Source organism: Pseudomonas fluorescens, from assembly GCF_004683905.1.
Classification (GTDB): domain Bacteria; phylum Pseudomonadota; class Gammaproteobacteria; order Pseudomonadales; family Pseudomonadaceae; genus Aquipseudomonas; species Aquipseudomonas putida_A.
Map to the genome: position 1 here is coordinate 577,765 of NZ_CP038438.1, position 26,872 is coordinate 604,636.

The 26,872-nt window shown below is 61.9% G+C and carries 24 protein-coding genes; 14 read left to right on the forward strand and 10 right to left on the reverse strand.

Annotated elements, in window-relative coordinates; all coding sequences use genetic code 11:
• Positions 1-30 precede the first annotated feature (30 nt).
• From parE to E4T63_RS02595, 5 genes are all read left to right on the forward strand, one after another.
• Complete coding sequence (gene parE / locus E4T63_RS02575; protein WP_007967400.1) at positions 31-1,938, forward strand: DNA topoisomerase IV subunit B; 1,908 nt, start codon at positions 31-33, stop codon at positions 1,936-1,938.
• A complete protein-coding gene (locus tag E4T63_RS02580) occupies positions 1,938-2,927 on the forward strand; it encodes an esterase-like activity of phytase family protein (RefSeq protein WP_098966918.1) in 990 nt (329 codons plus the stop codon). The genes parE and E4T63_RS02580 overlap by 1 nt, the downstream gene beginning before the upstream one ends.
• On the forward strand, positions 2,924-3,448 hold the full coding sequence (locus E4T63_RS02585) for a retropepsin-like aspartic protease family protein (RefSeq protein WP_027611396.1): 525 nt from the start codon (positions 2,924-2,926) through the stop codon (positions 3,446-3,448). The genes E4T63_RS02580 and E4T63_RS02585 overlap by 4 nt, the downstream gene beginning before the upstream one ends.
• A gap of 7 nt (positions 3,449-3,455) precedes the next feature.
• Positions 3,456-5,720 carry a DNA topoisomerase IV subunit A gene (gene parC / locus E4T63_RS02590; RefSeq protein ID WP_135294830.1) on the forward strand — a complete coding sequence of 755 codons (2,265 nt, stop codon included), beginning with the start codon at positions 3,456-3,458 and terminating at the stop codon, positions 5,718-5,720.
• 186 nt (positions 5,721-5,906) lie between these two features.
• On the forward strand, positions 5,907-6,617 hold the full coding sequence (locus E4T63_RS02595; protein ID WP_095138104.1) for a PqiC family protein: 711 nt from the start codon (positions 5,907-5,909) through the stop codon (positions 6,615-6,617).
• Positions 6,618-6,869: 252 nt separating this feature from the next.
• Here E4T63_RS02595 and E4T63_RS02600 read toward each other — a convergent pair whose 3' ends face one another.
• Positions 6,870-8,384 carry an AhpA/YtjB family protein gene (locus E4T63_RS02600; protein ID WP_096794755.1) on the reverse strand — a complete coding sequence of 505 codons (1,515 nt, stop codon included), beginning with the start codon at positions 8,382-8,384 and terminating at the stop codon, positions 6,870-6,872.
• Positions 8,385-8,518: 134 nt separating this feature from the next.
• Here E4T63_RS02600 and serB point away from each other — a divergent pair, with 134 nt between their 5' ends.
• Positions 8,519-9,733 (forward strand): phosphoserine phosphatase SerB, encoded by a 1,215-nt coding sequence (gene serB / locus E4T63_RS02605; protein WP_007967407.1) that lies wholly within the window; start codon positions 8,519-8,521, stop codon positions 9,731-9,733.
• 102 nt (positions 9,734-9,835) lie between these two features.
• On the opposite strand, the gene E4T63_RS02610 is transcribed toward serB, so the two are convergent.
• Positions 9,836-11,590, reverse strand: coding sequence for a molecular chaperone (locus E4T63_RS02610; protein ID WP_135294831.1), 1,755 nt, complete (start codon positions 11,588-11,590; stop codon positions 9,836-9,838).
• 220 nt (positions 11,591-11,810) lie between these two features.
• On the opposite strand from E4T63_RS02610, the gene E4T63_RS02615 reads away from it, so the two are divergent.
• Positions 11,811-12,212 (forward strand): lectin OAA family protein, encoded by a 402-nt coding sequence (locus tag E4T63_RS02615; protein ID WP_027611401.1) that lies wholly within the window; start codon positions 11,811-11,813, stop codon positions 12,210-12,212.
• Between the two features lie 60 nt (positions 12,213-12,272).
• On the opposite strand, the gene asd is transcribed toward E4T63_RS02615, so the two are convergent.
• The 3 genes from asd to E4T63_RS02630 are packed head-to-tail and all read right to left on the reverse strand — an operon-like array spanning position 12,273 to position 15,547.
• The gene (asd, locus tag E4T63_RS02620; protein ID WP_027611402.1) at positions 12,273-13,133 is read right to left on the reverse strand and encodes an archaetidylserine decarboxylase; all 861 of its coding nucleotides are present in this window, start codon (positions 13,131-13,133) and stop codon (positions 12,273-12,275) included.
• Positions 13,133-13,966 (reverse strand): thiosulfate sulfurtransferase, encoded by an 834-nt coding sequence (gene rhdA / locus E4T63_RS02625; RefSeq protein WP_098966921.1) that lies wholly within the window; start codon positions 13,964-13,966, stop codon positions 13,133-13,135. The genes asd and rhdA overlap by 1 nt, the downstream gene beginning before the upstream one ends.
• Before the next feature lie 42 nt (positions 13,967-14,008).
• Positions 14,009-15,547, reverse strand: a complete 1,539-nt coding sequence (locus tag E4T63_RS02630; RefSeq protein WP_098966923.1) for an HDOD domain-containing protein — start codon at positions 15,545-15,547, stop codon at positions 14,009-14,011.
• 166 nt (positions 15,548-15,713) lie between these two features.
• On the opposite strand from E4T63_RS02630, the gene motA reads away from it, so the two are divergent.
• A complete protein-coding gene (gene motA / locus E4T63_RS02635) occupies positions 15,714-16,565 on the forward strand; it encodes a flagellar motor stator protein MotA (RefSeq protein WP_007952169.1) in 852 nt (283 codons plus the stop codon).
• Positions 16,566-16,568: 3 nt separating this feature from the next.
• Positions 16,569-17,645 carry a flagellar motor protein MotB gene (gene motB, locus E4T63_RS02640; RefSeq protein ID WP_134785299.1) on the forward strand — a complete coding sequence of 359 codons (1,077 nt, stop codon included), beginning with the start codon at positions 16,569-16,571 and terminating at the stop codon, positions 17,643-17,645.
• 52 nt (positions 17,646-17,697) lie between these two features.
• Here motB and E4T63_RS02645 read toward each other — a convergent pair whose 3' ends face one another.
• The 4 genes from E4T63_RS02645 to rsgA all read right to left on the reverse strand — a co-directional run bounded on the left by E4T63_RS02645 (position 17,698) and on the right by rsgA (position 20,796).
• Positions 17,698-18,183, reverse strand: a complete 486-nt coding sequence (locus tag E4T63_RS02645) for a toll/interleukin-1 receptor domain-containing protein (RefSeq protein WP_027611406.1) — start codon at positions 18,181-18,183, stop codon at positions 17,698-17,700.
• Positions 18,183-19,142, reverse strand: coding sequence for a caspase family protein (locus E4T63_RS02650; protein WP_135294832.1), 960 nt, complete (start codon positions 19,140-19,142; stop codon positions 18,183-18,185). The genes E4T63_RS02645 and E4T63_RS02650 overlap by 1 nt, the downstream gene beginning before the upstream one ends.
• A 2-nt stretch (positions 19,143-19,144) precedes the next feature.
• Entirely contained in the window at positions 19,145-19,552 is a 408-nt protein-coding gene (locus E4T63_RS02655; RefSeq protein ID WP_027611408.1) for a TIR domain-containing protein, read from the reverse strand.
• Positions 19,553-19,764: 212 nt separating this feature from the next.
• Positions 19,765-20,796 (reverse strand): small ribosomal subunit biogenesis GTPase RsgA, encoded by a 1,032-nt coding sequence (gene rsgA / locus E4T63_RS02660; protein WP_135294833.1) that lies wholly within the window; start codon positions 20,794-20,796, stop codon positions 19,765-19,767.
• Positions 20,797-20,903: 107 nt separating this feature from the next.
• On the opposite strand from rsgA, the gene orn reads away from it, so the two are divergent.
• Together orn and E4T63_RS02670 are read left to right on the forward strand one after the other, a co-directional pair.
• Positions 20,904-21,446 (forward strand): oligoribonuclease, encoded by a 543-nt coding sequence (gene orn, locus E4T63_RS02665; protein ID WP_003221098.1) that lies wholly within the window; start codon positions 20,904-20,906, stop codon positions 21,444-21,446.
• Positions 21,447-21,650: 204 nt separating this feature from the next.
• Positions 21,651-22,262, forward strand: a complete 612-nt coding sequence (locus E4T63_RS02670) for a trimeric intracellular cation channel family protein (RefSeq protein ID WP_047290974.1) — start codon at positions 21,651-21,653, stop codon at positions 22,260-22,262.
• A gap of 91 nt (positions 22,263-22,353) precedes the next feature.
• On the opposite strand, the gene queG is transcribed toward E4T63_RS02670, so the two are convergent.
• Positions 22,354-23,418 (reverse strand): tRNA epoxyqueuosine(34) reductase QueG, encoded by a 1,065-nt coding sequence (gene queG, locus E4T63_RS02675; protein WP_135294834.1) that lies wholly within the window; start codon positions 23,416-23,418, stop codon positions 22,354-22,356.
• 63 nt (positions 23,419-23,481) lie between these two features.
• Between queG and E4T63_RS02680 the strand changes: the two genes are divergently transcribed.
• Genes E4T63_RS02680 through E4T63_RS02690 form a run of 3 tightly spaced genes read left to right on the forward strand, consistent with a single transcriptional unit; the run spans position 23,482 to position 26,870 of the window.
• Positions 23,482-24,981 (forward strand): NAD(P)H-hydrate dehydratase, encoded by a 1,500-nt coding sequence (locus tag E4T63_RS02680; RefSeq protein WP_135294835.1) that lies wholly within the window; start codon positions 23,482-23,484, stop codon positions 24,979-24,981.
• Entirely contained in the window at positions 24,969-25,439 is a 471-nt protein-coding gene (tsaE, locus tag E4T63_RS02685) for a tRNA (adenosine(37)-N6)-threonylcarbamoyltransferase complex ATPase subunit type 1 TsaE (RefSeq protein ID WP_098966932.1), read from the forward strand. The genes E4T63_RS02680 and tsaE overlap by 13 nt, the downstream gene beginning before the upstream one ends.
• 51 nt (positions 25,440-25,490) lie before the next feature.
• Complete coding sequence (locus E4T63_RS02690; protein ID WP_371260346.1) at positions 25,491-26,870, forward strand: N-acetylmuramoyl-L-alanine amidase; 1,380 nt, start codon at positions 25,491-25,493, stop codon at positions 26,868-26,870.
• Positions 26,871-26,872: the final 2 nt, after the last annotated feature.

Genomic DNA, 26,872 nt, shown 5'->3' on the forward strand with positions numbered 1-26,872 from the left:
TTTTCATTGAATCACTGACGACGAGACCCTATGGCCACTCCCAGCGCTAGCTCTTATAACGCCGACGCCATCGAAGTCCTCTCGGGCCTCGACCCGGTGCGCAAACGCCCCGGCATGTACACCGACACCAGTCGGCCGAACCACCTCGCCCAGGAAGTCATCGACAACAGTGTCGACGAAGCCCTGGCCGGCCACGCCAAATCGGTGCAGGTCATTCTGCACGCCGATCACTCGCTGGAAGTCAGCGACGACGGTCGCGGCATGCCGGTCGACATTCACCCGGAAGAGGGCGTATCGGGTGTCGAGCTGATCCTCACCAAGCTGCATGCGGGCGGCAAGTTTTCCAACAAGAACTACCAGTTCTCCGGCGGTCTGCACGGGGTGGGTATTTCCGTGGTCAACGCCTTGTCGACCGAAGTCCGGGTGCGCGTGAAGCGTGACGGCAACGAATACCAGATGACCTTCAAGGATGGCTTCAAGGCCACCGAGCTGGAAATCGTCGGCACCGTTGGCAAGCGCAACACCGGCACCAGCGTGTACTTCGCGCCGGATCCGAAATATTTTGATTCACCGAAATTCTCCATCAGCCGCCTCAAGCACGTGCTCAAGGCCAAGGCTGTGCTGTGCCCGGGGCTGCTGGTCAGCTTCGAAGACAAGGGCACCGGCGAGAAAGTCGAATGGCATTACGAAGACGGCCTGCGCTCCTATCTGGTGGACGCGGTCAGCGAATTCGAACGCCTGCCGGACGAGCCATTCTGCGGCAGCCTCGCCGGTAATAAAGAAGCGGTGGACTGGGCGCTGCTGTGGCTGCCGGAAGGTGGCGACGCGGTGCAGGAAAGCTACGTCAACCTGATCCCGACGGCGCAGGGCGGGACCCATGTCAACGGTTTGCGTCAGGGCCTGCTGGATGCGATGCGCGAGTTCTGCGAATTCCGCAGCCTGCTGCCGCGCGGGGTGAAGCTGGCGCCGGAAGACGTCTGGGAGCGCATCGCTTTCGTGCTGTCGATGAAGATGCAGGAGCCGCAATTCTCTGGCCAGACCAAAGAGCGCTTGTCGTCCCGTGAAGCGGCGGCATTCGTTTCCGGCGTCGTGAAAGATGCATTCAGCCTGTGGCTCAACGCCAACCCGGAAACCGGTCTGGCGCTGGCCGAACTGGCGATCAACAACGCCGGTCGCCGCCTGAAAGCAAGCAAGAAAGTCGAGCGCAAACGCGTCACCCAGGGGCCGGCGTTGCCGGGCAAACTGGCTGACTGCGCGGGTCAGGATCCGATGCGTTCCGAGCTGTTCCTGGTCGAAGGTGATTCCGCCGGCGGTTCCGCCAAGCAAGCGCGGGACAAGGAATTCCAGGCGATCCTGCCGTTGCGCGGCAAGATCCTCAACACCTGGGAAGTCGATGGCAGCGAAGTGCTGGCCAGCCAGGAAGTGCACAACATCGCCGTGGCCATCGGGGTCGATCCGGGTGCGGCAGACATGAGTCAGCTGCGCTACGGCAAAATCTGCATCCTCGCCGACGCCGACTCCGACGGTCTGCACATCGCGACGCTGCTGTGCGCGTTGTTCGTCCAGCATTTCCGCCCGCTGGTGGACGCCGGTCACGTCTACGTGGCGATGCCGCCGCTGTACCGCATCGATCTCGGCAAAGAGATCTACTACGCCCTCGACGAAGCCGAGCGCGACGGGATTCTCGATCGTCTGGTGGCCGAGAAGAAACGCGGCAAACCGCAGGTCACCCGATTCAAAGGTCTGGGTGAAATGAACCCGCCGCAACTGCGTGAAACCACCATGGACCCGAACACCCGGCGCCTGGTGCAGTTGACGCTGGGCGATGATTTTGCCGAAACCTCGGAAATGATGGACATGTTGCTGGCGAAGAAACGCGCCGGTGACCGCAAGACCTGGCTCGAATCCAAGGGCAACCTTGCCGAGGTGCTGGCCTGATGCGGTTTGGCTGGGCCTTGGCGGGTGCATTGCTGCTGAGTGCGATGGGCGTGTCGGCGGAGCCGCTGCAGGAGTTGCGCGTGCTCTCGGAACATCCGGTCGAAGGCATGCGTGGCGGCAACCTGTCGGGACTGGCCATGTGTGGCAGCGAGTTGTGGACGGTGTCGGACCGCGATGACGATCAGATCTATCGGCTCAATACCGCCGATCAGGTCTGGCAGGCCGAAGCCTTGCACATCGACGTGCCGCTGGTGCCGGAGACCGGTTTGCCGTGGGGATTGCGCTCGCGCAATTGGGCCGCGTCGTTCGTTCGCGGTGGCGACCTCGATTTCGAAGGCATCAGCTGCGACAGCGCCGGCAATCGCTACATTGTCAGCGAGGGCCACGCGGCGGTCTTGCAGGTGCCCGTCAGCGGCCCGGTCAACTGGCTGAAGATTTCGCCGATGATGGTTCGCGAAGCGCGGGCCAGTGGCATGCTCCTGCATTTCAATGCGATCTTCGAAGGTCTGGCGATCAACCCGGCGGGCGATCAGATGTGGCTGGCCGGCGAACGGCAAAACCGCGGCTTGCTGCTGATCAAGCGTCAGCAGACGGTGTGGGATTGCGACGGTCGTTGCGTGCTGCTCAGCGAGGGCGGCAAGGAGATGCAGCCGCCGCAGTTCCCGCACGCCAAAGCGGTCGACCGCGACTTTTCCGACCTTTCGTTGTTCAACGGCAAATTGTTTACCCTTGAACGCAACGCCTTCCAGATTTGTCGGCGCGATGCGCAGACTGCCAAGGTCGAGCGCTGCTGGTCGTACGCCGCTGAACTGTTGCAGGCCAACCGCCGTTACTCGCAAAACTTCGGGTTGGAAGAGGCATTGATCGTTGACGCTGAGGGTGCGTGGGTCGGCGTCGACAATAATTTCGGCCCCCGCGCCGACGGAGAGGTTCGACCGATCGTCTGGCGCTTCGCCGCGCCTGAAGGTGGCTGGAGCGCCAAGCCGTGAGTCAGCAACCGCCGGGCAAACGCGCCGGCCGGGTGTTGATGATTCTGGCCTGGTGCGCGGGGCTGTTTCTGGCCACGCGGTTTTTCGGCCAGTGGGAAGAACGTCAGCAGAATCCGAACGTGGTGGTCACGTCCGAGCAGCACGGTGGCGTGATCGAAGTGAAGCTGGCCGGCAACGCCCAAGGGCATTTTGTCGCCAGCGGCCAGATCAACGGTGAGCCGGTGGAGTTCATGCTCGACACCGGCGCGACCGATGTGGCGATCCCGGCGGATCTGGCCAAACGGTTAAAGCTGGAAGAAGGTTTCGGCGTGACCCTGAGCACGGCCAACGGCCTGAGCCAAGGCTACCGGACAAAGATCGACCGCCTGCAACTGGGCGACATCGTGCTGCGGGACGTCCGCGCGCTGGTGGCGCCAGGTCTGCATGGCGATCAGGTGCTGCTCGGCATGAGCGCCCTGAACAAACTTGAATTTACCCAGCGCGGCGGCACCATGCTGCTGCGCCAGACAACGAACCGATGAGGCCCGCATGAGCGACATCCTTGCAGACAGCTTAGACGGCGTAGAACGCCGATCGCTGGCTGACTTCACCGAAAATGCCTACCTCAACTACTCCATGTACGTGATCATGGACCGTGCTCTGCCGCATATCGGCGACGGCCTGAAACCGGTACAGCGGCGCATCATTTATGCGATGAGCGAGCTGGGGCTGGACGCCGATTCCAAGCACAAGAAATCGGCGCGTACCGTCGGTGACGTGCTCGGCAAGTTCCATCCGCACGGCGATTCGGCGTGTTACGAAGCGATGGTGTTGATGGCCCAGCCGTTCAGCTATCGCTACACGCTGGTCGACGGCCAGGGCAACTGGGGTGCGCCGGACGATCCGAAGTCCTTCGCCGCCATGCGTTACACCGAAGCACGCCTGTCGCGCTATTCCGAAGTGCTGCTCAGCGAACTGGGCCAGGGCACCGCTGACTGGGGCCCGAATTTCGACGGCACCCTGCAGGAACCGCTGGTGTTGCCGGCACGTTTGCCGAACATCCTGCTCAACGGCACCACCGGCATCGCTGTCGGTATGGCCACCGACGTGCCGCCGCACAACCTGCGCGAAGTCGCCACCGCTTGTGTGCGCCTGATCGATGAGCCGAAAGCCACGGTCGAACAGCTCTGCGAACACATTCAAGGCCCGGACTATCCGACCGAAGCGGAAATCATCACGCCGCGCGCCGACCTGCTGAAAATGTACGAAACCGGCAAGGGCTCGGTACGCATGCGCGCCGTGTACCACGTCGAGGACGGCGACATCATCGTCACCGCGCTGCCGCACCAGGTCTCCGGGGCCAAAGTGCTGGAGCAGATCGCCGCGCTGATGCAGGCCAAGCCGTCGAAAGCACCGCAGATCGCTGACCTGCGTGATGAATCCGACCACGAAAACCCGTGCCGCATCGTGATCATTCCGGTCAACAGTCGCGTCGATCACGAAGCGCTGATGCAGCACCTGTTCGCCAGCACCGAGCTGGAGTCGACCTACCGGGTCAACGTCAACATCATCGGTCTGGATGGCAAGCCGCAGCTGAAGAACCTGCGTGCATTGCTGGTCGAATGGCTGGAGTTCCGCGTGCTGACCGTGCGCCGCCGCCTGCAATTCCGCCTCGACAAGGTCGAGCGTCGCCTGCACCTGTTGGACGGTTTGCTGATCGCCTACCTCAACCTGGATGAAGTGATCCACATCATCCGCACCGAGGAGCACCCGAAAGCCAAGCTGATCGAGCGATTTGCCCTCAGCGAGATCCAGGCCGACTACATCCTCGACACCCGCCTGCGGCAGTTGGCGCGTCTGGAAGAGATGAAGCTGCGCGACGAGCAAGACGAACTGCTCAAGGAACAGGCCAAGCTGCAAGCCCTGCTGGGCAGCGAAGCCAAGCTGAAGAAGCTGGTGCGCACCGAGCTGCTCAAAGACGCTGAAACCTATGGCGATGACCGTCGTTCGCCGATCGTCGAACGTGCTGAAGCGAAAGCGCTGACCGAACACGATCTGCTGCCGAACGAGAAAGTTACCGTCGTGCTGTCGGAAAAAGGCTGGATCCGTTCGGCCAAAGGCCATGACATCGATGCCACCGGCCTGTCGTACAAGGCGGGTGACGGCTTCAAGACCTCGGCGGCGGGACGTTCCAACCAGTCTGCCGTGGTAATTGACTCCACTGGCCGCAGCTATTCGGTCGCCGCCCACACCTTGCCGTCGGCGCGTGGCCAGGGCGAACCGTTGACCGGCCGTCTGACCCCGCCACCGGGTGCGACCTTCGAGTGCGTGCTGATGCCGGAAGACGATGCGCTGTACGTGATCGCCTCCGACGCCGGTTACGGTTTCGTGGTCAAGGGCGAAGACCTGCAAGCCAAGAACAAGGCCGGTAAAGCCCTGTTGAGCTTGCCGAACAACGCCAAGGTGATCGCGCCGCGTCCGGTGACTGATCGCGAGAATGACTTGCTTGCCGCCGTGACAAGCGAGGGGCGGATGCTGGTCTTCAATATCAGCGATTTGCCGCAGCTGGCGAAGGGCAAGGGCAACAAGATCATCGGTGTACCGGGTGACCGTGTCGCCAGCCGTGAAGAGTTTGTCACGGACATTGCTGTGATTCCCGCGGGTGCAACGTTGATCCTGCAAGCAGGCAAACGTCCGTATAAACTGAAAGCTGAAGACCTCGAACACTACAAAGGTGAGCGTGGACGGCGTGGCAACAAGCTTCCACGTGGCTTCCAGCGGGTCGATGCACTGCTCGTCGAAAACCTCAATTAGGCGAAAACGCCCATCTAGAGGCGTCGATCTACGATTTAACGCGTAGATCGACGCTTTGGCGCTGGAGTCGGAACGCATATTCACGGATGATATGGCCTTTCCAAGCGCCGGCGTGGCCGAGCGTTCTTCATATTTATTGAGTATTTTCACTGTGGTCAGCCTTGTGGCGGCCACCTGGACGGGATGATGACTGCTCTGCGCCCCCTTATTTTCCTGCTCGCCGGCGTTTTGGGCCTGGCGGGTTGCAGCGTTCACCAGCCGGTGTCGCTGTATCAGCTGGACAGCGGAAGTCCGGCTCAGCCTGCGCAAAGCACAGGCATGGCGGTTTTGTTGGGTCCGGTAGTCATTGCTGATTACCTGCAACGTGAAACTTTGCTGCAACGTCAACCGGACGGCAGCCTGCAAGCCTCGACCGACGGTCGCTGGGCGGGCAGCCTTTCGTCGGATATCGATCAATTGCTGATGCGTCAGGTGGCCGGTCATCTGGACAGCCAGCGTGTGGTACTGGCACCGGCCACACTGGGATTTGCCCCGGATGTGCAGGTATTGCTGACCATCACGCGTCTGGACTCCGGTGAGAAGCAACCGGCGATCCTCGATGCACAATGGCGTCTGATCGACCGTCGTGGTCAGGTGCGCGATAACCGCATCGTTCATCTGCAGGAGCTGCATGCCGGTACCACGGCTTCGCAGGTGCAGGCGCAGGGGATTCTGCTGCAGCGTCTGGCCGAGCAGTTGTCGGTGGCGCTCAAGCCATTGGCCAACCAGCCTCCGGTGGCCGAAGCACCGCGTAAGGCAGCGCCTAAACCGGCAGCGCCGGCGGCGGATGCAGAGAAGCAGCCGAAGATTCCGATGGCTTCGCCGATTCGCACGGATATGGAAGTGTTCCGCTTCTAAGTCTGAATCAGCGTCAAACCAGAGCCCGCCTTGTGCGGGCTTTGGTGTGTCTGGGGGCTGGAAATCTTTGCCGTCAGTGCGGGCCTCTTCGCGAGCAAGCTCGCTCCCACAGGTCTTGAAGGTGTTCACAAGGTCTGTGGCAGCCACCGTCCACTGTGGGAGCGAGCTTGCTCGCGAAAGGGCCGGTACAGGCAACAAAAAAGCCCGCAGACAATCACTTGTCTGCGGGCTTCTGTGCATCTGGCCTAAGGCTTACGCCCGGCGCTCATGCATCCGCGCCAGTTGTCGCTCGAGCATCGACGGATAAGGCTCCATCAACCGCTCGACACAGCAGGCCCCCTCAGGGCTGGCGATCGGACGGATCCGCGCACGCTGGCGAATCAGCGCATCGTCACCGATCTTGCGCTCGACCAGCAGCAGGTTGCGACTGTGTTGCGACAGGGCCAGCGCATCCTGAGCCGAATCGGTCAGCAGCAGGTCGATCTGGCTCAGGCCGAACAACTCGTCGCCCAGGGTCAGGCCCAGTTGCAATTGCAGGGTGATGCCGCTGTCGGCGACTTCGATCTGCAACTGATGGCCCAGCGCCCGCAGCAACTCGCCGCAGCAGATCGCGTTGGTCAGGTAATCGTCACCGCTGTCTTCGGTGTGGAACAGCATCAGTGTGCTGCCATCGTTCAGGGTTTCGATTTCGCCCTGATACAACGAAGCGGCCTGATCGAGACAATCGCGATAGCGCTCCAGCAACTCTTCCAGACGGGCACGCGGCAGGCGCCGCAGTTGCTCTTGCGAACCCAGCTGGATCGCCAGCACCGCGCTGTGCTGCGGCACGCTTGGTGTCGCTTTACGCGGCGCCGGAACAGCTTCGGTCAGCGACTCGTCGCGCAGATCGGCAAACGGATCTTCGTCGTCATCATCGTCTTCAACGGTGCTGACCACGTGGCGCGGCGCCGGTTTTTGCGCGGCCATCGGGCGGGTTTCGTCAAAGCTCGGGTCACGCAGGTTGCGCACTTCGAACTCTGGCTCATCCTCTTCCTCGAACTCGGGTTCCGGCTCTGGCTCGGGTTCAGGCGCAGGCTCCGGAGCGTAGTTGGCGTGCAGCTGACGCGCCAGATCGCCGATTTCGTCCTGACGATCTATGCCCGGCGTGTGTTCGTCGATGCGCCGCAGCCAGACGCGCAATTGCAGCAACGGCGTCGATAGATAGCGCCCCATGCGCAGGCTCAGGGCCAGCGACAAGGCCAGCAGGATCGCACTGAGAATGCCCATGCTCTGCAGGCTGATGGTCATCGGCTGCTGGAACTGATCCATGTCCAGGCTGATGCGCAGTTGCCCGGCAGTCACGTCCTGGAAGGTGATCTTGCTCTCGTACATGCCCTCGGCTTCGCCCAGCAGGCTGTGCTTGGGGCGCTGACCGGATTCGGCGAGGATGCGGTTGTCCACGCTATAGATAGCCGCGTGGGCCACCAGCTTGTTCTTGGTCAGGTTGTTGAGCAGCACGTTGAGGCTGAGGATGTCGTTGGACACCAACAGTTCAGTGGCAGAGGTGGCGGTCTGCGTGGTCAGGCTTTCGCCCAGCGCATCGGCCTGCTCGTGCATGGCCTGCTTGAACTGCAGGCCCATCACCCCGGCATAGATCACCAGGGCCAGAGCGACCAGGATCACGTTATGGCTGGCAATGCGCAATGCAATCGGCACACGGCGGTGGCGCAGTGCACGGAAGATCAGCAGGAAGAAGTTATCGGTTTTAACTGGCGTGGGCCGGTTCACTGAGCTCGGCTCTTTTGTCCGTGAAGTTGACGCGCAGTATAGCGACAGGCCCTAGACCGGCAAAGCGCTCGCGGTGCCCGATGGTCACTGAAAGTGGGTAGAATGCGGTTTTTTTCCAGTTGCGGGGGTGCGCGTTGCGCGAAATCGTCCTGATTAACATCACGGGAGTCGACCGTCCGGGTCTGACTGCGGCCATTACCGGCGTTCTGGCACAAGGTGGTGTGAACATTCTCGACATCGGTCAGGCGGTGATCCACGACACCCTGTCGTTCGGCATCCTGGTCGAGATTCCCGACTCCGAGCAAGGCAAAGCCGTGCTCAAGGACATCCTGTTCAAGGGCTACGAGCTCGACCAGCAGGTGCGCTTCACCCCGGTGTCCGAAGAGGATTACCAGCAGTGGGTGGGCAATCAGGGCAAGAAACGCCACATCGTCACCCTGTTGACCCGCAAAGTGACCGCCGGCCAATTGCAGGCGGTCAGCTCGATCACCGCCAAATATGGCCTGAACATCGACCATATCGACCGTCTGTCGGGTCGCATGCCGCTGGACACTCCGGCGGACAAAGGCAAGGGCTGCATCGAGTTTTCCGTGCGTGGCGAAGCGGCTGATCCGCAGGCGCTGCGTGCCGAATTCCTCAGCGTCGCGCAGGAGCTGAACGTCGACATCGCCTTCCAGGAAGATTCGCTGTTCCGCCGCAACCGGCGTCTGGCGGTGTTCGACATGGACTCGACGCTGATCGAAGCTGAAGTCATCGACGAACTGGCCAAGGCCGCCGGTGTCGGTGAGCAGGTCTCGGCCATCACCGAGCGCGCGATGGCCGGCGAACTGGACTTCCGCGCCAGCTTCAAAGAGCGCCTGGCGCTGCTCAAGGGCCTGGATGTCAGCGTGCTGGACTCGATCGGCGCTTCGCTGCGCCTGACCGAAGGCGCGGAAACCCTGTTCGCCGAACTCAAGCGTCTGGGCTACAAGACCGCGATCCTGTCTGGCGGCTTCACTTACTTCGCCAAACAGCTGCAGGCCAAACTCGGCATCGACTACGTGTTCGCCAACGAACTGGAAGTGGTCGACGGCAAGTGCACCGGCGTGGCCATCGAGCCGATCGTTGATGCGCAGCGTAAAGCGGATCTGCTGAAGGAACTGGCGCACAAGGAAGGCTTGCGTCTGGAGCAGACCATCGCTGTGGGCGACGGCGCGAATGACCTGCCAATGCTGGCGATTGCCGGGCTGGGTGTGGCGTTCCGCGCCAAGCCGCTGGTCAAACAGTCGGCGAAGCAGGCGATTTCGACCTTGGGACTGGATGGCGTGCTGTATCTGCTGGGCTTTCGCGATCGCGACGGGCAGCTCTGATATCTCTGTAGTCTGAGCGGGCCCTTTCGCGAGCAAGCCCGCTCCCACATTGAACTCGGTCTCCTGTGGGAGCGGGCTTGCTCGCGAAGGGCTCAACCCGATCTAAAGCGATTTCCACAACGAATCGAAATCCTCCTCGCCCCCGCCATTCTGCGCGGCCTCCAGCGAGCGATAGGCAAACTGATTGAAACTGTGCGTACTCGCCACCCGTCGATCCAGCCCGGCGCGGTGTTCTTCGCCGTGGGTGTTGATCAGCACTTTATTGCCTTCCTGAAACGGCAGGCGCGGGGCGAGCAAGGTCGCGGGCAGGTCGATGGCGCTGATCTCCGGTAGCAGCAGACCGCGCAAATACTGACTGTGATCATCTCGCGAGCGCACCAGTTGCAAACCGCAAGGTTCGGCGTGTGGTGCGACCAGTTCTATGCCCATTTGCGGCCCGCTGCCGCGCACCTGACGAATCCAGCGCACCACCGCAATGCTCCAGCCCTGATTCGCACTGTCCTGAATTCCGAGCATTTCCCCGGCCTGCAATTCGGCGGGCACTTCACTCGGCCACACCAGACAATAGCCGCCGGGACTGTGGTTGATCACCGGCAAACTGTAGGTCGGATAGTGTGGAGGGCTGTCGGTGTTGCTCTCGTCTTCGCCCAGATGGTCGTACTGGATTTCTTCGTACGGCAGCAACTCTTCAGTCGCGCCCAGCGGTGCGGCGTCGAAGGCCTGGCTCCAGCTGTCCTTTTCGCCCTGGACCACGACGCGACTGAAATTGGCCGCGCGAGCACCGGGATGTTTCAGCAGTTCGCTGAAGCTGCGTTCGCCGCCCAGGTAAAAGTGCAGGGCGCTCATGCCGACGCACACGGTCAGGCTGCCTTGACCGGCGGTGCGCTGAAAACTGCGCTCGGCGGCCTGTCCCCAACTGGCGTGCAAATGTTGCAGGGTATCGAGGCTCAGTCCTGCCGGGACCGGTAGCGGCGTCGACGTCTCCTGCTGCAGTAAATGCGCTTCGATCATGTTCACCAGCGGTTGCGGATCGAAGCCCAGCAATGCGCCCTGTTGTTCTTTGCGAAACATGCTGCGGTAGCGCGGGCCAGCGTCCAGTTCAGCGCTGATGGCGAACAGTCCATCCTGCGGGCTGCCGGGATGCAGCTTGAGCAGGGCACTCCACGGCTCCAGCACTTCGGCCAGCCGGGCGATCTGGTTCTGCCGCAGTTGATTGCAACGGGCGCTGCCCAGCAGCAGGGCGGCGATGTAGGTCTGTTCCAGGCTCAGTTCGCTGCTCAGGCTCGCCAGATCGTCATGCACCCGACGCTGTTGCAACTGCAAGGCGCAAGCGCAGCGATACAACTGATGCAGCTCGAACCACAGATGTTCCGGCGGCGGGCTGTACAGCTGCGTCGCCCGCAGCAGTTGCCCCTTGAGCGCATGCGCGGCCCGTTGCAGGGCCTGACTGACCAGCGCCGCACGATCCTTGTGATACTTGGGGACAATGCGCAGAACGATCTGCTTGTAGCCGATAGCCAGATGACTTTGCAGCGCCTGACACAGGTTGCTGATCTTGCGCGAACGGTCATCGAGCATGATCGCCTGATGCAGGAAATGCCGCTCCAGATGCTGGCAGACGAAGTAAACCTCAGGGCGCAGCAGTTCGAGGAGTTGCAGGCGATTGTCACTAGGGGTGAGCAATTGGTTGAGTTCGCCCAGGCCTTGATACAACTGGCGGGCGGTTTCGCCGATGTTGGCCTTGGGCAGGCCGGCGATCCAGCGCTTGAGGTCGCGCGGGGTGGCTTCACAGAACGACAGGCGCGTTTGCGTCGGGATCGGGGCGCGCAGGGAGGGTTGGGGGCGTGACTCACTCATGCCGTGACTGGCTCCAGCGGCGAAATTGGCAACACCAAGAACTCTAGCAGCTGTGGTCTGTTTCGCCGGATGGCGTCAGGCTTTTTGACCGCTGGTCTGCTGGCCGGATGCCATTCAACAAGCCCTACTAGTCTCTCAGACGTGCGATCGGAAACGCACGGTTGCACGGCCTGCCGTCAACCTCGGGCAGGTCTCCCGAAACTTCAAGGAGATGAGGTTCATGTCTAAATATGCAGTGGCAAATCAATGGGGCGGTAGTTCGGCACCGTGGCATCCGGGTGGAACCTGGGTGCTGGGCGGGCGGGACAACCAGCAAGTCGTCGCCATCGAGATCAAGTCGGGCGATGGTGGCAAAAGCTTCACCGGCACCATGACTTACGCCGGCGAAGGCCCGATTGGCTTCAAGGCGCAGCGCACCGGTCAAAATCAATACAACGTCGAGAACCAGTGGGGTGGCAATGATGCCCCATGGCATCCGGGCGGCAAGTGGGTGATCGGTGGCCGGGACAATCAGAACGTTGTCGCGTTGAGCGTCACTTCCAGCGATGGAGGGAAAAACCTCAGTGGCACCAATACCTACGCCAACGAAGGGCCGATCGGCTTCCGTGGGCAGATAGAGTAACGGCGCCTCCCAGGTCGTGTCCGCCCCTTCACAGACGTGTGAAAGGGCGGATCAGCCGGCTCAGGCCGTCGGCAGGGCCAGGGCCTGGCCCATTTGCACTGGCGAACCCGCCACCAGTTCTTCAGCCCATTTCACTTGATCCGGGCCAAACAGCACGATCGCCGTCGAACCCAGTTTGAAGCGCCCCAGTTCCGCACCTTTTTCCAGATGAATCGGCGCACGGGCGGCTTCGTCGTAGCGGAAGGTTTTCAGTTCGCGCTTCGGTGGGGTGACCAGACCGGCCCACACGGTTTCGATCGAAGCGACGATCATCGCGCCGACCAGCACCACGGCCATCGGCCCGCGTTCGGTGTCGAAAATGCATGCTACACGCTCGTTGCGGGCGAACAGCTCCGGAACGTTTTCCGCAGTGGTCTGGTTGACCGAGAAGATCCGGCCCGGGATGTAGACCATCTCGCGCAGGGTGCCGGCCAGCGGCATGTGCACGCGGTGGTAATCCTTCGGCGACAGGTAAATGGTGGCGAAGTCGCCGCCCATGAACGGCGCGGCATTCGCCGTGTCACCCCCCAGCAGTTCCAGCACGCTGAAGCTGTGGCCCTTGGCCTGGAACACCCGACCGTGTTCGATCGGGCCGAGCTGGCTGACCGCACCGTCGGCCGGGCTGAGGATCGCGCCCGGAGTCTGGTCCAGTGGCCGCGCGCCGTCTTTCAGGGCACGGGTGAAGAACGCGTTGAAGTGCTCGTAGGCGGTCAGGTCTTCGACCAGTGCTTGCGACATGTCCACCTGATAACGCTTGGCGAACCACTGGGTGAAGGCATTCTTGAACCAGCGCACGCGGCACTCGGCGACGCAGCCGGCCAGGCGCGACAGCAGGTGATGAGGCAGCAGGTACTGACTGAGGATAAACAGACGCTCTTTCATTAGTTGTCCTTAGAACCTTGAATCTCGACAGGCGTATCAGGGTGGTTGCCCCATTCGCCCCAGGAACCGGCGTAGCCCTTGACCCGCGGATAACCGAGGGACTTGGCCACCAGATAAGTGAAGCCCGACCGGTGATGGGTCTGGCAGTGGGTAATGATTTCTTTGTCCTTGGTGATCCCGAGGTCTTCGAGGATCTGCGGCATGTCCGTGCGAATCCGCAATTGACGCGCCTTGTCCATGCCGGCGGTCCACTCGAAGTTCACCGCGCCGGGGATGTGTCCACCCTTGGCGGCCAGCACTTTCTCACCGGAATATTCCAGCGGCCCGCGTGCGTCCCAGATCGCCAGATCGGCGGCGCCGAGACGGCTTTGCAGGTATTCGCGGGTTGCCGTCGGCTCGTCATGCAGGGTCAGCGCCACCGGGCCGCCCACCGCAGGCGGAACCTGGATCGACATCGGCATGCCGGCTTCCAGCCACGCCGGCAGACCGCCGTCAAGGTAGTGGTATTTGTCGTGACCGATCACGTCGAGCAGCCAGATGAAACGCCCGGCCCAGCCACCGCCCTCGTCGTCATAGACCACGTAGACCGCGTCTGGACGATGGCCCAACTCACCGAACAACGCTTCCAGATCCGCTTTGGCCGGCAGCAGCCCCGGCGCCGGCGGCTGGCCGAGCTGGGTGCGCTTGGGGTCGACAAAACGTGCGCCGGGCAGATGGCCCTCGGTATAGCGGGCGGCACTGGTCAGGTCCACCAGAATCAGTTCGCTGGCATCCAGCCGAGGGAGCAGGTCGCTCGGTTCGATGACGAGCGGCAAGCCAGAGAAGTCAGACATGTGAGGTCTCCAGAGCACAAAGGGGGGGATTGTAGCGCAGCCTCATCGACCACGGCTGCTAAAGCTGTGCAGGGCCTTTTCGATGCACTGTGCGGTCTTGCCAAAGGCTTGCACGCTGATGTCGGCGAACGGCCCACCGCCCTGGTCGGCGACGACGATCATGATCACCCGGCCGTTATTGACCAGCGAACGCAGGAACAGATGCTCGCCACGGAACAGCGCACGCAGGCCCGGCGGCAACAATGCGGAAAATTGTGCGTTGTTCTCGGGGTTGATCCGCACCTGTGCCTGTTGTGCGAGCAGGCGCTGCAAGACTTTGCTCTGACTGACGACAAAGTTCAGCGCGGCGGCTTCCTTCGGCAAACCGAAGGTCTGGTTCACTCGCAGATTCGATTGCGTGCGGTCGGCCATCAGAATCATCACCCGGCGCATGCCGCTGGCGACCAGCGCATCACGGGCGGCGACGGTCAGGCTCATGGCATTGGTGAAGCGGCTCGGCTCGGCCAGCAGTTCGGCGCATTGCCGGCGCCATTGAGTCAGATCCTCGGCATTCGGCGCCGCCGCCGGCAGCATCCCGGCCGGCAAGCGATGGGTGCCCCATGGCCATAATAATGAAACGGCCGGGTGCCACAGATCGGGCATGGCATGCTGGCGCGCACTGTTGGCGGCTTGCTGGTGCAACTGCTGCTGCACTTCGTCCATCGAGATTTGCAGATAAAGGCTGGTCAGGTACTGCCAGCGCTCGCTGTGCGGACTGTCCCAGGCCTGTTGTGCCGACAGCGCCAGGCCGTTGGCCAGCAACACGGTGTTGGCCGGCTGGTTGAGCCAGCGGCGCAGGGTCGGATCGTCGTCGAGGCGATTCTGCTGGCGCAACGGATGTTCGCTGTCGCGGGCGATGCGCAGAACTTTCACCAGTTCGCGCTGTTCGCTGAGCAGCAGTTTATAACCCTGCTGCACCCAGATCGGCAGGTGCCAGACTTGTACCAGCGCTTCGGCGATCTTCAGCAGGCGCACGCCAAACAGTTGCTTCTCGACCGTGCGCGCCGATTCGCCCTTGTGGATAACCCGCAGCTCCCACTCTTCGAGCAATTCGGGAAACGTCAGCGCCAGCGGCCATAACGGCGACAGAAACAACAGGCTGCCCCAGTGAATGTCCTGCCACAGGCGCGCCAGGCGACTGGCAAAAAAACCGTTGGCCTGTTGTGTCGCGTGCTGGCTGATCATCTGCAGTTGGCGCAAGGCCTTGGGTATCTGCATCTGCGGTTCGACGGGCAGACGTGCGAGCAATTCTTCGGTACGCGCCAGGCCCAGACGGTTGATCGCCACCTCGAGATTTTCCGCCGGAGCGGCCATGGTGCCGTGGGTGTGACGATTTGCCTCACGGATGATGCTCAAGGCCAGCGCCGGACTGTCCTGCATCAGGTCGGCGATATCGCGCAACGAGCTGCGGTTGTCGCGGATCGCCCGGCAAACCTTGTCGTGCGCCTCTTGCGGCACGGGCAGGCGCACGCCATCGAGCAGTTTGACCCAGCCCTCGAGCGTGGTCGGTTTTGCGTGTGGGACGTTCGTTTCATTAGCCATGTCTGGACGAGATCTTCACTGACTGTAGACGCGCCCGGCATGGGCTAAATTGGCTTTTCGCCTGAACTGGCTATAGTCTGGCGCAGTTTTGCCGATAAGTAGAAGAAGAGATTTTTTAACTTCCGAATATGACCTTGAACCCGACTTAAATAAGTACTTTCTACCTATGGCTAAAATTATCGGCATCATCGTCGTATTCGCGAGCGTGCTCGGCGGATACGTGCTCTCCCACGGCAAAATTGCCGCCCTGATCCAGCCCTTCGAGGTGATGATCATCGGTGGTGCGGCCCTCGGTGCATTCCTCCAGGCCAACCCCGGTTACATGACGATGCACGTGCTCAAGAAATCCCTGAGCATGTTCAGTTCGCGCTTCAGCCACACGTTCTATCTGGAAGTGCTCGGCCTGATTTACGAGATCCTCAACAAGAGCCGCCGCGAAGGCATGATGGCCATCGAAGGCGACATCGAAGACGCTGCCGCGAGCCCGATCTTCGCCAAGTACCCGGCCGTGCTCAAAGACGAACGCATGACCGCGTTCATCTGCGACTACCTGCGCATCATGTCCTCCGGCAACATGGCTCCGCATGAGCTGGAAGGCCTGTTCGACATGGAACTCTACAGCCTCAAGGAAGACCTCGAGCACCCGTCCCATGCGGTGAACGGCATCGCCGACGCCATGCCCGGTTTCGGTATCGTCGCGGCGGTACTGGGTATCGTGGTGACCATGGCGTCGCTGGGTGAAGGCGATCAGAAATCCATCGGTCTGCACGTGGGTGCGGCACTGGTCGGTACCTTCTTCGGTATTCTCGCGGCCTACGGCTTCTTCGGGCCGTTGGCGCATTCCCTGGCGCACGATGCCAAGGAAGAACTGAACGTCTACGAAGCCATCAAGGCCTCGCTGGTGGCGTCGGCTTCCGGCATGCCGCCATCGCTGGCCGTGGAGTTCGGGCGCAAGGTTCTGTACCCGGCGCACCGTCCAAGCTTTGCCGAGCTGGAACAAGCCGTTCGCGGTCGCTAAGCCATGGAAAATAATCAGCCGATAATCATCAAGCGCGTCAAGCGCATAGCCGGTGGGCACCACGGCGGGGCGTGGAAAATCGCCTTCGCCGACTTCGCCACGGCGATGATGGCGTTCTTCCTGGTGTTGTGGCTGCTGTCCACCGCAACGCCTGAGCAAAAGATCGCCATCGCCGGTTACTTCAAGGACCCGGTCGGCTTCTCCGAAAGTGGCACGCCGTACATCATTGATCTGGGCGGCACGCCGACCCTGGCGCCGGAAAACACCCTCAACCCTGAGGTGAAGTCGCAGCCGCAACCGGACAAGGTCACGGTCGACACCGAACAGGTCGAAGGCATGGCCGAGCAGGTCGAGAAAGAACGCCTGGAGCTGTTGCTGCAAGAACTGCAGAACAAGGTCGACGAGAACCCGCAGCTGCAGAAGTTCAAGGATCAGATCCTGTTCGAGATCACCCCGAACGGCTTGCGCATTCAGATCATGGACGCGGAAAACCGGCCGATGTTCGACTCAGGTTCCGCACGCCTGAAGCCGTACTTCGAAGACATCCTGCTGGCCATGGCCGACACCATCAAAGCGGTGCCGAACAAGATCAGCATCAGCGGCCACACCGACGCCAAGCCGTACACCGGCACCGGCGATTTCGGCAACTGGGAACTCTCGGCCAACCGTGCCAACGCCGCGCGGCGTGCGCTGGTGGCAGGCAGCTATCCGGATTCGCAGGTGGCGCGCGTGGTCGGTTACGCCTCGTCGGCGCTGTTCGACAAGGAAAACCCGTTCAACCCGGTCAACCGCCGCATCGACATTGTGGTCCTGACCAAAAAGGCCCAGGCCGCCATCGAAGGTTCGCAAGGTGCCGACGCGGCCAAGCCAGCCGCCGAAGGTCAGAACGGCGCCGCTCCGGCGACGCCGGTCGATCCGAACGCGCTGCCGGCGGATCAGCAACCTGTGCCGGCGCACGAGTTGCGCGAACGCTTGAACCTGTTCGACGACGCCGCACCGAAACCGGCAGTGCCGGGGACTGCGGCGCCAGCGCCAACAGCTCCGCCAGCCGCTGCACCGGCCCCTGCGCCGAAGCAGTGAGCGACAAAAAAGCCGACAGTGATGTCGGCTTTTTTGTGGCTGTCGATTGGCCTCAGAAACCGCGCCGAATCCGGTTCTTCAGTTGTTCATGGAAAAGATCGGCGTTGCGCTTATAGGTGCCGCTGAAGGATTCGTTGCTCGAATCCAGCGTCATCGAGCGCTTGCTCGATACTTCTTCACGATAGGCATCGATGAAGAAATTCAGATCACTGGCCGTGCTCAGCTTCGGCCACTTGTCCAGATACTCCGGCAGCTTTGCCGGCCCGGTGCGGAACGAGCAGATCCGGCGGTTGCTGATCGTCGCTTCGCCGATTTCGAACGGCACCCACCACGACAGAGCGGTTTTCTCTGAAACCACCGCCAGCAGGTGCGTGCATTCGGTGATGTTGCGGGTGATCACCCCGGTGATGTCATCGGTGGTCTGCGATTCTGGGTCGAGCACGTCGAGGTAGGTTTTGATATTGGCCTGCATCAATTGCGCATTGATCGCCATGGCCTGCGGGCGATCCATGTGGCGGTAGCTGATGAATACGGGCATCAGAAGTGTCCTTTGAGGGCGAGTTCACGGTAATAGGCGCCGAGCGCCGTGAGGCGGCAGCCCGTGGAGTGGAGCGCGGCGTAGTACATGTGCTCGGCATCCACCGGTTCGATCAGGCTGTGGCGGTTGCACATTTGCAGTTGCTTGAAAATGTCGCCGTGCTCGGGGTCGAACAGTGCTTCGGTGGGCTCGTAGCTGGGATCGAGTCTGAAAACGAAGCTCGGCTCCGGGAACCAGTCCTTGAGTTTGCGCAGGGTTTCCTCGGCAATCAGCGGCGCGACCTCGCGCAGCGGTACGAACTGCGAGACATTGGTCTTGAATACCGGACGCTGTTCCCAGGCGCCCAGCGCATTGTCGACAAATGAGTAAACGCTACCGGGGGTGACCTTGCCGAGTACGTTGGCAGCGCCACCGTGCAGCGCTTGCAGCAACAGATCCGTGAATACGCCATGACCGCGACTTTCCAGGGCGTACTGTTCTTTTTTGCAGGCCGTAAGAATGGTCACGCCTTCGCCGATCACACTGCTGCCGCCACGCAGATTGCGCATGGCGCCTGCTGCGCCGGCCTGGCAGCAATCGAGAATGATGATTTTGTTCTTGATGTGCGGGGCCTTGTCCGCCCACTCCAGAATGTCGCTGATGCGGATCCCGTCTCCGCCAGGCTGATAGTCCTGGGGAATCAGGAGTCCTTCGTCGATGCTGGTGTCGAACTGCCCATGGCCGGCGAAGTACAGCAGTGCCACGTCACAGTCGCCTGAAAACAGGCTCTGGATCTGCTGTTTCATGTGGCTGAGCGTGAGTTTTTCTTCGGCTGAAGTCAGCACTTTGCTGCTGAAGTTCGGTCGCCCGTTGGCATGACGCTCCAGCACCGACGCCATGGCCATGGCGTCGTTGTTACAGCCGCTCAAGGGCGAGACGTGGTCGTAGTGGTTGATGCCGATAAACAATCCCTTGCGCATAGTTACACCGCCGTGTGCTGACGGATCGCACCAATGATGCTGTTGGTGTTCCACGCGCACTCGGCGTGCGCCGCCTCACGCACGACGCTGGAAATACGCTCGGCGCCGAACGGCTTGATCGCGATGATCACTTTGCCCATGCGCTTTGCTATCTCGATTTCCTTGTTGATCCACTTGCTGTAAGTCGAATACATCCCGGCCATGATCAGCACCGCCGAGCACGGGCGAATCTTGTTCTCGATGGCTTCTTCGAGTTGCTTGTCGGTCTGCGCGCCCATGATCGGGTTGTGCGGCGGCACGGAAAAATTCTTGAAACTGAAATCCGGTCTAGCGCCGAGCAGGCGTACCAGATTGTCGTGAGCGTGGGCGTAGTTCCACGAATGGCTGATGAACAGGTGATAGGTTTGCATGGGGTTCCTCGAAGGTCGCGAAGGTGCGAAGGAGGACCCCAATCTAGGCATCTGACGCGAGCCTACAAGGGCTGGGCGGTGAAAGAGAAATGTCCTGCAAACAGGTGCGAACGAGTCTGTCAGAAGAGTCTGACGTTTAACGGAATCGAGGATTTGTCAGGCGCGGTCCGACATCCGGCAGCCCTCGGGCGAGAGGCTGCCGGTGCAGATGTTTAGTAGCCGTTTTCCGGCAGGCTGGCGATGATCGAGCGGTAGCTGTTCATCCGCTGCTGCTGCACGCGGCCGTCTTCCAAGGCCTTGAGCAGTGCGCAACCGGGTTCGCGATCGTGTTTGCAGTCGCGGAAGCGGCAGGTGCCGAGCAGGTCATTGAACTCGATGAAACCGGCTTCGACGTCGGCGCGGCTGACGTGGCCCAGGCCGAACTCACGGATACCCGGGGAGTCGATCAACTCGCCGCCGCCCGGGAAGTGGAACAGGCGTGCGGTGGTCGTGGTGTGCGTGCCCTGACCGGACAGCTCCGACAACGGGCCGACACGGGTTTCGACTTCCGGCAGCAGGCTGTTGACCAGCGACGACTTGCCGACGCCGGACTGGCCGACGAACACGCTGATGCGCCCGTCGAGCTGCTTCTGCAACTGTTCCATGCCATTGCCGTGATGCGCCGAGACTTCCAGCACCGGATAACCCAGCGTGCGGTACACCGCCAGCAGGGCGTTGAGTGCCGGGGCGCTCTGCTCGTCGATCAGGTCGAACTTGTTCAGCAACAGCAACGGGCGGATGCCGGCGTGTTCGGCAGCGACCAGGTAGCGGTCGATCAGGTTGGCATGCGGCTCGGGCAGCGGTGCGAAGACGATGACGATCATGTCGACGTTGGCGGCCACCGGCTTGAGCTGGCCACGGCTGTCCGGGCGGCAGAGTTCGGTGCTGCGCGGCAGTTGCGCAACGATCACCCCGATGCCCTGGTTGCCGGCGCGCCAGACTACCCGATCACCGGTCACCAGCGCCGGCAGGTTGGCGCGCAAGTGGCAACGGAAAACCTGGCCGGCTTGTTCGCCGTCCACGGCCTCGACTTCGACCTGCACACCGAAGTGGGCGATCACCAGGCCGTGTTGCTCGGGGCCGAGGTCGCCGCCCTCGAGGGCTTCGACCGCCGAGGACTCGCGTTTGGCGGCGCGGGCGGCGCGCTCGCCCTGAATCTTTTCGATGCGCCAGTTTTGACGACGATTGAGTTGGCGTTTGGCCATGGGTGTTCCGTCTGAAGAATGCAGCGATTAGGTAAAACGGCCGCGAGTTTAGCACGCCCGGGCACCGGCCTAGGCTAAACTGCGCAGCATTGCCTAGGAGCCCGAATATGCAAAACCCGCAGAACCTGATCTGGATCGACCTGGAAATGACCGGTCTGGATCCGGAAAACGACGTCATCATCGAAATGGCCACCATCGTCACCGACAGTGACCTGAACACCCTGGCCGAAGGCCCGGTGATCGCCATTCACCACAGTGACGAAGTGCTCGCCCGCATGGACGAGTGGAACACCCGCACCCACGGCAACTCGGGCCTGACCCAGCGCGTGCGTGACAGCCGTATCAGCATGGCCGAGGCCGAGGCCGAAACCATCGCTTTCCTCGAGAAATGGGTACCGAAGGGCAAGTCGCCGATCTGCGGCAACAGCATCTGCCAGGATCGTCGCTTCCTTTATACCCACATGAAGGCACTGGAAAGCTACTTTCACTACCGCAACCTCGACGTGTCGACACTCAAAGAGCTGGCCGCACGCTGGGCACCGGACGTGCGCGACAGCTTCAAGAAGGGCAGCACTCACCTGGCGCTGGACGACATCCGCGAGTCGATCGCCGAGCTGCAACACTACCGCAAGCATTTCATCAAGTTCTGATTGAGGGGTGTCTGCCCTGACGTCTTCGCGAGCAAGCCCGCCCCCACAATTTGGAATGCGTTCCCCCTGTGGGAGCGGGCTTGCTCGCGAAGAGGGCGTCAGAGTCCCGTAAGATTCAAGTCAGAAATGCATCCCGGAGCGCGCCCCCTTCTGGTGCGGCGCTGAAATGGCTAGACTGCGCGCCTTCCTGCCAGGACCGCCGCCATGTTGCTGATGCTCTATCTGATCGCCATTACCGCTGAAGCCATGACCGGCGCGCTGTCTGCCGGGCGGCGCGGCATGGACTGGTTCGGGGTGGTGTTGATCGCCTGCGTCACTGCATTGGGCGGCGGTTCGGTGCGCGATGTGTTACTCGGGCATTATCCGCTGACGTGGGTCAAGCACCCGGAATACCTGGTGCTGACTTCGGCCGCCGCGATGCTCACTGTATTCACCGCACGCTGGATGCGTCACCTGCGCTCATTGTTTCTGGTGCTCGATGCGGTCGGTCTGGTGGCGTTCACCCTGATCGGCTGCATGACCGCTCTGGAAATGGGCCACGGCATGCTGGTGGCCTCGGTCAGCGGCGTGATCACCGGGGTATTCGGCGGCATCCTGCGCGACATCTTCTGCAACGACATCCCGCTGATCTTCCGCCGCGAACTGTACGCCAGCGTCTCGTTCGCCGCCGCGTGGTGCTACATGCTCTGCCTGTACCTGAATGTGCCGAGCGAACAGGCGATTCTGATCACTTTGTTCGGCGGTTTTCTGTTGCGGTTGCTGGCCATCCGTTTCCACTGGGAAATGCCCAAGTTCGTCTACAACGACGAGCATTAATGCATTCCCCTGTAGGAGCTGCCGCAGGCTGCGATCCTTTGATCTTGTCTTTTAAATATCAAAGTCAAAAGATCGCAGCCTGCGGCAGCTCCTACAATTGACCGTGTTGTTTCAGCGCCCACTCGACGTGTTCGCGGACTAGATCGGACGGGTAATCACGGCGCGCCTTCAAGGCCTCCAGCACCGGAATGCTCGACGGCGCGTTGCCCAGCCCGACCGCCAGATTGCGCAACCAGCGCTCGTAACCGGCGCGGCGCAGCGGCGAGCCTTCGGTGCTGCTGAGAAACTTGTCTTCGTCCCACAGGAACAGCTCGGCCAGTTCGGCGTTGTCCAGGTTGTGCCGTGGCTTGAAGTCGCTTTCCCCGGAGGGCCGGGCGAAGCGGTTCCACGGGCAGACGATCTGGCAGTCGTCGCAGCCGAACACGCGGTTGCCGATCAGCGGGCGCAGGTCTTCGGGGATGGCGTTTTTCAGTTCGATGGTCAGGTAGGAGATGCAGCGCCGGGCGTCCAGCACATAGGGGCCGACGAAGGCGTAGGTCGGGCAGATGTCCAGGCACGCGGTGCAGCGCCCGCAATGTTCGCTGCTGTGCGGTTCGTCCACCGGCAGCGGCAGATCGACAAACAGTTCGCTCAAGAAGAAATAACTGCCGGCCTTTCGGTTCAGTACCAAAGTGTTTTTGCCGATCCAGCCCAGCCCGGCCTGCTCGGCGATGGCTTTTTCCAGCACCGGGGCGCTGTCGACGAAGGCGCGAAAACCGAACGGGCCGATCTCCGACTGAATCCTGTCAGCCAATTGCTGCACACGTTTACGGATCAATTTGTGGTAATCGCGGCCCAAGGCATAACGCGAAACGTAGGCTTTCTCCGGTTGCGCGAGCATTTGCGCCATTTGCGTGTCGCCGGGCAGGTAGTCCATGCGCAGCGAAACCACGCGTAACGTACCCGGAACCAGTTGCTCCGGATGCGAGCGTTTACTGCCGTGGGCGCCCATGTAATCCATTTCGCCGTGGTAGCCGGCGGCGAGCCAGCGCTCCAGGTGCTGCTCATGCTCGGCCAGGTCCAGACCGCTGATGCCGACTTGCTGGAAGCCCAGCTCGCGGCCCCAATCCTTGATCGATTGGGCGAGGGCGGGCAGATCTGTGGTGATGGCGGACATGAGGCGAGAGAAACCGGAGCTGAGGTGCGTATAATTCTGCCAGACATCGGAGCCCGAAGACGCATGCCGCACACGAAAGATGAATTACCCGACGCGCTGTATGGCGCTGCACAGGTGCGAGCACTCGATGCGCGGCTGATCGCTGCGGGCACGCCGGGCTTCGAATTGATGCAGCGCGCCGCGCACGCGACCTGGCGTGCATTGGTGCGGCAATGGCCGTCGGCGAGCGAAATGACTGTGCTTGCCGGGCATGGCAACAACGCCGGTGATGGTTTTCTGATCGCCGCGCTGGCGCACCGGGCCGGGTGGGCGGTGCGGGTGCTGGCCGTCGGTGATCCGCAACGTTTGCAGGGCGATGCAGCACAGGCTTATGCGCAGGCCATCAACGATGGCGTCGCCGTGCAGGGTTGGACCGCGCAAAGCGAGCTGCGCGGGGTGATTGTCGATGCCTTGCTCGGCACTGGGCTGGCCGGCGATGTCCGTGAACCGTATGCCGCTGCAATCAAGGCGATCAATGCCAGTGGCCTGCCGGTGGTGGCGGTGGATATTCCTTCCGGACTGTGTGCCGATACCGGACATGTCCTCGGCATTGCGGTTCACGCTGACCTTACCGTGACTTTCATCGGCTTGAAGCTCGGCCTGTTCACCGGGGATGCGGCGGATCAGGTCGGGGCGTTGGTGTTTAACGATCTGCAAGCCGCCGCCGACATCTACCGTGACATTCCTGTCAGCGCTCTGCGTCTCTCGGCGGCTAATCTTCCACGATTGGCCCCGCGTGCGCCCGCTGCACACAAAGGGCGCTTCGGGCACTTGCTGCTGATCGGCGGCGATCAGGGTTTTGGCGGGGCGATTCTGCTCAGTAGCGAAACGGCCTTGCGCAGCGGCGCCGGAATGGTGTCGCTGGCAACCCGTTCGGAACATGTCCCGGCAGCGCTGACGCGAATCCCGGAAGTCATGGTGCTCGGCACGTCGTCGGCCAATCAGTTGATGGGGCTGCTGGAAAAGGTTTCGGTGCTGGTGGTTGGTCCGGGACTCGGGCAGGCGAGTTGGGGGCGGGCGCTGTTATCCGCTGCTGCCAATGCGCCGCTGCCACAGGTTTGGGACGCCGACGCATTGAATCTGCTGGCGAGCGGATTTGTCAGTCTGCCCAAGGAATGCGTGATCACCCCGCATCCGGGCGAGGCGGCGCGCCTGCTGGGCGTGAGTACCGCTGAGGTGCAGGCAGATCGTCCGGCCGCCGCGCGGGCGTTGAGCAAAAAATACTCGGCCGTCGTCGTGCTCAAAGGCGCCGGCAGCCTGATCGCCCACCCCGATGGGCGTCTGGCGCTGTGTCATCAAGGCCATCCGGCCATGGCAACCGCCGGCCTGGGCGACGTACTCGCCGGCTTGACTGGCGCGTTGTTGGCCCAAGGCATGAACGGCTTCGATGCCGCCTGCCTGGCCGTCTGGCTGCACGCCAATGCCGGCGCGCAACAAGGTAAATTCGGCCGTGGGCTGGCGGCCAGTGATCTGATTCCAGTCATTCGTCAGTTGTTGGAGGAGCATGCACCGTGTCTGAAGTAACCCTGTACCTGGCCGATGAACAGGCCATGAGCGACTTTGGCGCACGGATCGCCCGCATTACCCAGGGTCACGGCCTGATTTTCCTGGAAGGCAATCTGGGCATGGGCAAAACCACCCTGTCGCGGGGCATCATTCGTGGGTTGGGGCATGTCGGCGCGGTAAAAAGTCCGACCTTCACCTTGGTCGAACCCTACGAGATCGGTGATGTGCGCGCCTTCCACTTCGACCTGTATCGCCTGGTCGATCCGGAGGAGCTGGAGTTTCTCGGCATCCGCGACTATTTCGAAGACGACGCACTGTGCCTGATCGAGTGGCCCGATAAAGGTGCAGGCTTTTTGCCAAAGCCTGACCTGACCATTACCATTAGCCCGCAAGACAGCGGGCGTTCGCTGAAAATTTTATCCCAGGGCTCGCGTGGCGAGGCCTGGTGTGCCGCTTTGGCATTGGAATCCAATTAAATGATGGGGTTAGGTATGCGCTTTCGCGCGTTGGTGGCTGCCGTTGGACTGATGTTGATGGCAGTAACCGTCAACGCTGTGGCCGAGACAAAGGTCAACAGCGTGCGCCTGTGGCGGGCGCCGGACAACACGCGACTGGTCTTCGACCTGAGCGGTCCGGTGCAGCACAGCGTCTTCACCCTGACCGCACCGGATCGGCTGGTGATCGACATCAATGGCGCCACCCTGGGGGCGCCGTTAAAGGTCTCGACTGCTAACACGCCGATCACCGCGATGCGCTCGGCCCAGCGCACGCCGACCGATCTGCGAGTGGTCATCGACCTGAAAAAAGCCGTCACCCCGAAAAGTTTCTCGCTGGCGCCGAACGCGCAATATGGCAACCGTCTGGTGGTCGACCTGTTCGACAACCCGGCCGATGCCGCGCCGCCGCCTGCGCCAACGCCATCGGTCGCCACCGTGCCGGCAGTGCCGGTGACACCGTCTGAACCGGCGATCAAGTTGCCACCGGCCCCGGCCGGCAAGCGCGACATCATTGTGGTGATCGACGCCGGTCACGGCGGCGAAGACCCGGGTGCGTCCGGCTCGCGCGGCCAGCGTGAGAAAGACGTGGTGCTGCAGATCGCCCGCGAGCTGCAGCGTCAGGTCAACGGCATGAAAGGTTTCCGCGCCGAACTGACCCGTACCGGCGACTACTTCATCCCGTTGCGCGGCCGTACCGAAATTGCCCGCAAGAAGGGCGCCGACCTGTTCGTTTCGATCCACGCCGACGCTGCGCCGTCTGCGGCAGCCTTCGGTGCCTCGGTGTTTGCCCTGTCTGATCGCGGCGCGACATCCGAGACCGCCCGTTGGCTGGCCGACAGCGAAAACCGTTCCGACCTGATCGGTGGTGCCGGCAACGTCAGCCTCGACGACAAGGACCGCATGCTCGCCGGCGTACTGCTTGACTTGTCGATGACCGCATCGCTGACTTCCAGCCTCAACGTCGGCCAGAAAGTCCTGACCAACATCGGTCGCGTGACTCCGTTGCACAAGCAGCGCGTGGAGCAGGCCGGGTTCATGGTGTTGAAGTCGCCGGACATCCCGTCGATCCTCGTCGAAACCGGCTTCATCTCCAACGCCAACGAGGCGAACAAACTATCGGCTTCAAGCCACCAGCAGGCGCTGGCGCGTTCGATCAGCAGCGGCGTGCGCCAGTTCTTCCAGCAGAATCCGCCACCGGGCACCTACATTGCCTGGCTGCGTGACTCCGGCAAGATCGCCCAAGGCCCGCGCGATCACCGCGTGAGCCCGGGCGAGACGCTGGCGATGATCGCCGTGCGTTATCAGGTGTCCCCCGCGACGCTGCGCAGTGCCAACAATCTAAGTAGCGATGAGCTGAAGATCGGCCAGCACCTGACCATTCCCGGCACCGAACTGGCGTCCAAAGAATGAAT

Excerpts from the sequence above, each read along its gene's own strand:
- parE (WP_007967400.1), top strand. The coding sequence starts at position 31 with ATGGCCACTCCCAGCGCTAGCTCTTATAACGCCGACGCCATCGAAGTC.
- E4T63_RS02580 (WP_098966918.1), top strand. The coding sequence starts at position 1,938 with ATGCGGTTTGGCTGGGCCTTGGCGGGTGCATTGCTGCTGAGTGCGATG.
- parC (WP_135294830.1), top strand. The coding sequence starts at position 3,456 with ATGAGCGACATCCTTGCAGACAGCTTAGACGGCGTAGAACGCCGATCG.
- E4T63_RS02595 (WP_095138104.1), top strand. The coding sequence starts at position 5,907 with ATGACTGCTCTGCGCCCCCTTATTTTCCTGCTCGCCGGCGTTTTGGGC.
- E4T63_RS02610 (WP_135294831.1), bottom strand. The coding sequence starts at position 11,590 with ATGAGTGAGTCACGCCCCCAACCCTCCCTGCGCGCCCCGATCCCGACG.
- E4T63_RS02615 (WP_027611401.1), top strand. The coding sequence starts at position 11,811 with ATGTCTAAATATGCAGTGGCAAATCAATGGGGCGGTAGTTCGGCACCG.
- asd (WP_027611402.1), bottom strand. The coding sequence starts at position 13,133 with ATGAAAGAGCGTCTGTTTATCCTCAGTCAGTACCTGCTGCCTCATCAC.
- rhdA (WP_098966921.1), bottom strand. The coding sequence starts at position 13,966 with ATGTCTGACTTCTCTGGCTTGCCGCTCGTCATCGAACCGAGCGACCTG.
- E4T63_RS02630 (WP_098966923.1), bottom strand. The coding sequence starts at position 15,547 with ATGGCTAATGAAACGAACGTCCCACACGCAAAACCGACCACGCTCGAG.
- motA (WP_007952169.1), top strand. The coding sequence starts at position 15,714 with ATGGCTAAAATTATCGGCATCATCGTCGTATTCGCGAGCGTGCTCGGC.
- motB (WP_134785299.1), top strand. The coding sequence starts at position 16,569 with ATGGAAAATAATCAGCCGATAATCATCAAGCGCGTCAAGCGCATAGCC.
- E4T63_RS02645 (WP_027611406.1), bottom strand. The coding sequence starts at position 18,183 with ATGCCCGTATTCATCAGCTACCGCCACATGGATCGCCCGCAGGCCATG.
- E4T63_RS02650 (WP_135294832.1), bottom strand. The coding sequence starts at position 19,142 with ATGCGCAAGGGATTGTTTATCGGCATCAACCACTACGACCACGTCTCG.
- E4T63_RS02655 (WP_027611408.1), bottom strand. The coding sequence starts at position 19,552 with ATGCAAACCTATCACCTGTTCATCAGCCATTCGTGGAACTACGCCCAC.
- rsgA (WP_135294833.1), bottom strand. The coding sequence starts at position 20,796 with ATGGCCAAACGCCAACTCAATCGTCGTCAAAACTGGCGCATCGAAAAG.
- orn (WP_003221098.1), top strand. The coding sequence starts at position 20,904 with ATGCAAAACCCGCAGAACCTGATCTGGATCGACCTGGAAATGACCGGT.
- E4T63_RS02670 (WP_047290974.1), top strand. The coding sequence starts at position 21,651 with ATGTTGCTGATGCTCTATCTGATCGCCATTACCGCTGAAGCCATGACC.
- queG (WP_135294834.1), bottom strand. The coding sequence starts at position 23,418 with ATGTCCGCCATCACCACAGATCTGCCCGCCCTCGCCCAATCGATCAAG.
- E4T63_RS02680 (WP_135294835.1), top strand. The coding sequence starts at position 23,482 with ATGCCGCACACGAAAGATGAATTACCCGACGCGCTGTATGGCGCTGCA.
- E4T63_RS02690 (WP_371260346.1), top strand. The coding sequence starts at position 25,491 with ATGTTGATGGCAGTAACCGTCAACGCTGTGGCCGAGACAAAGGTCAAC.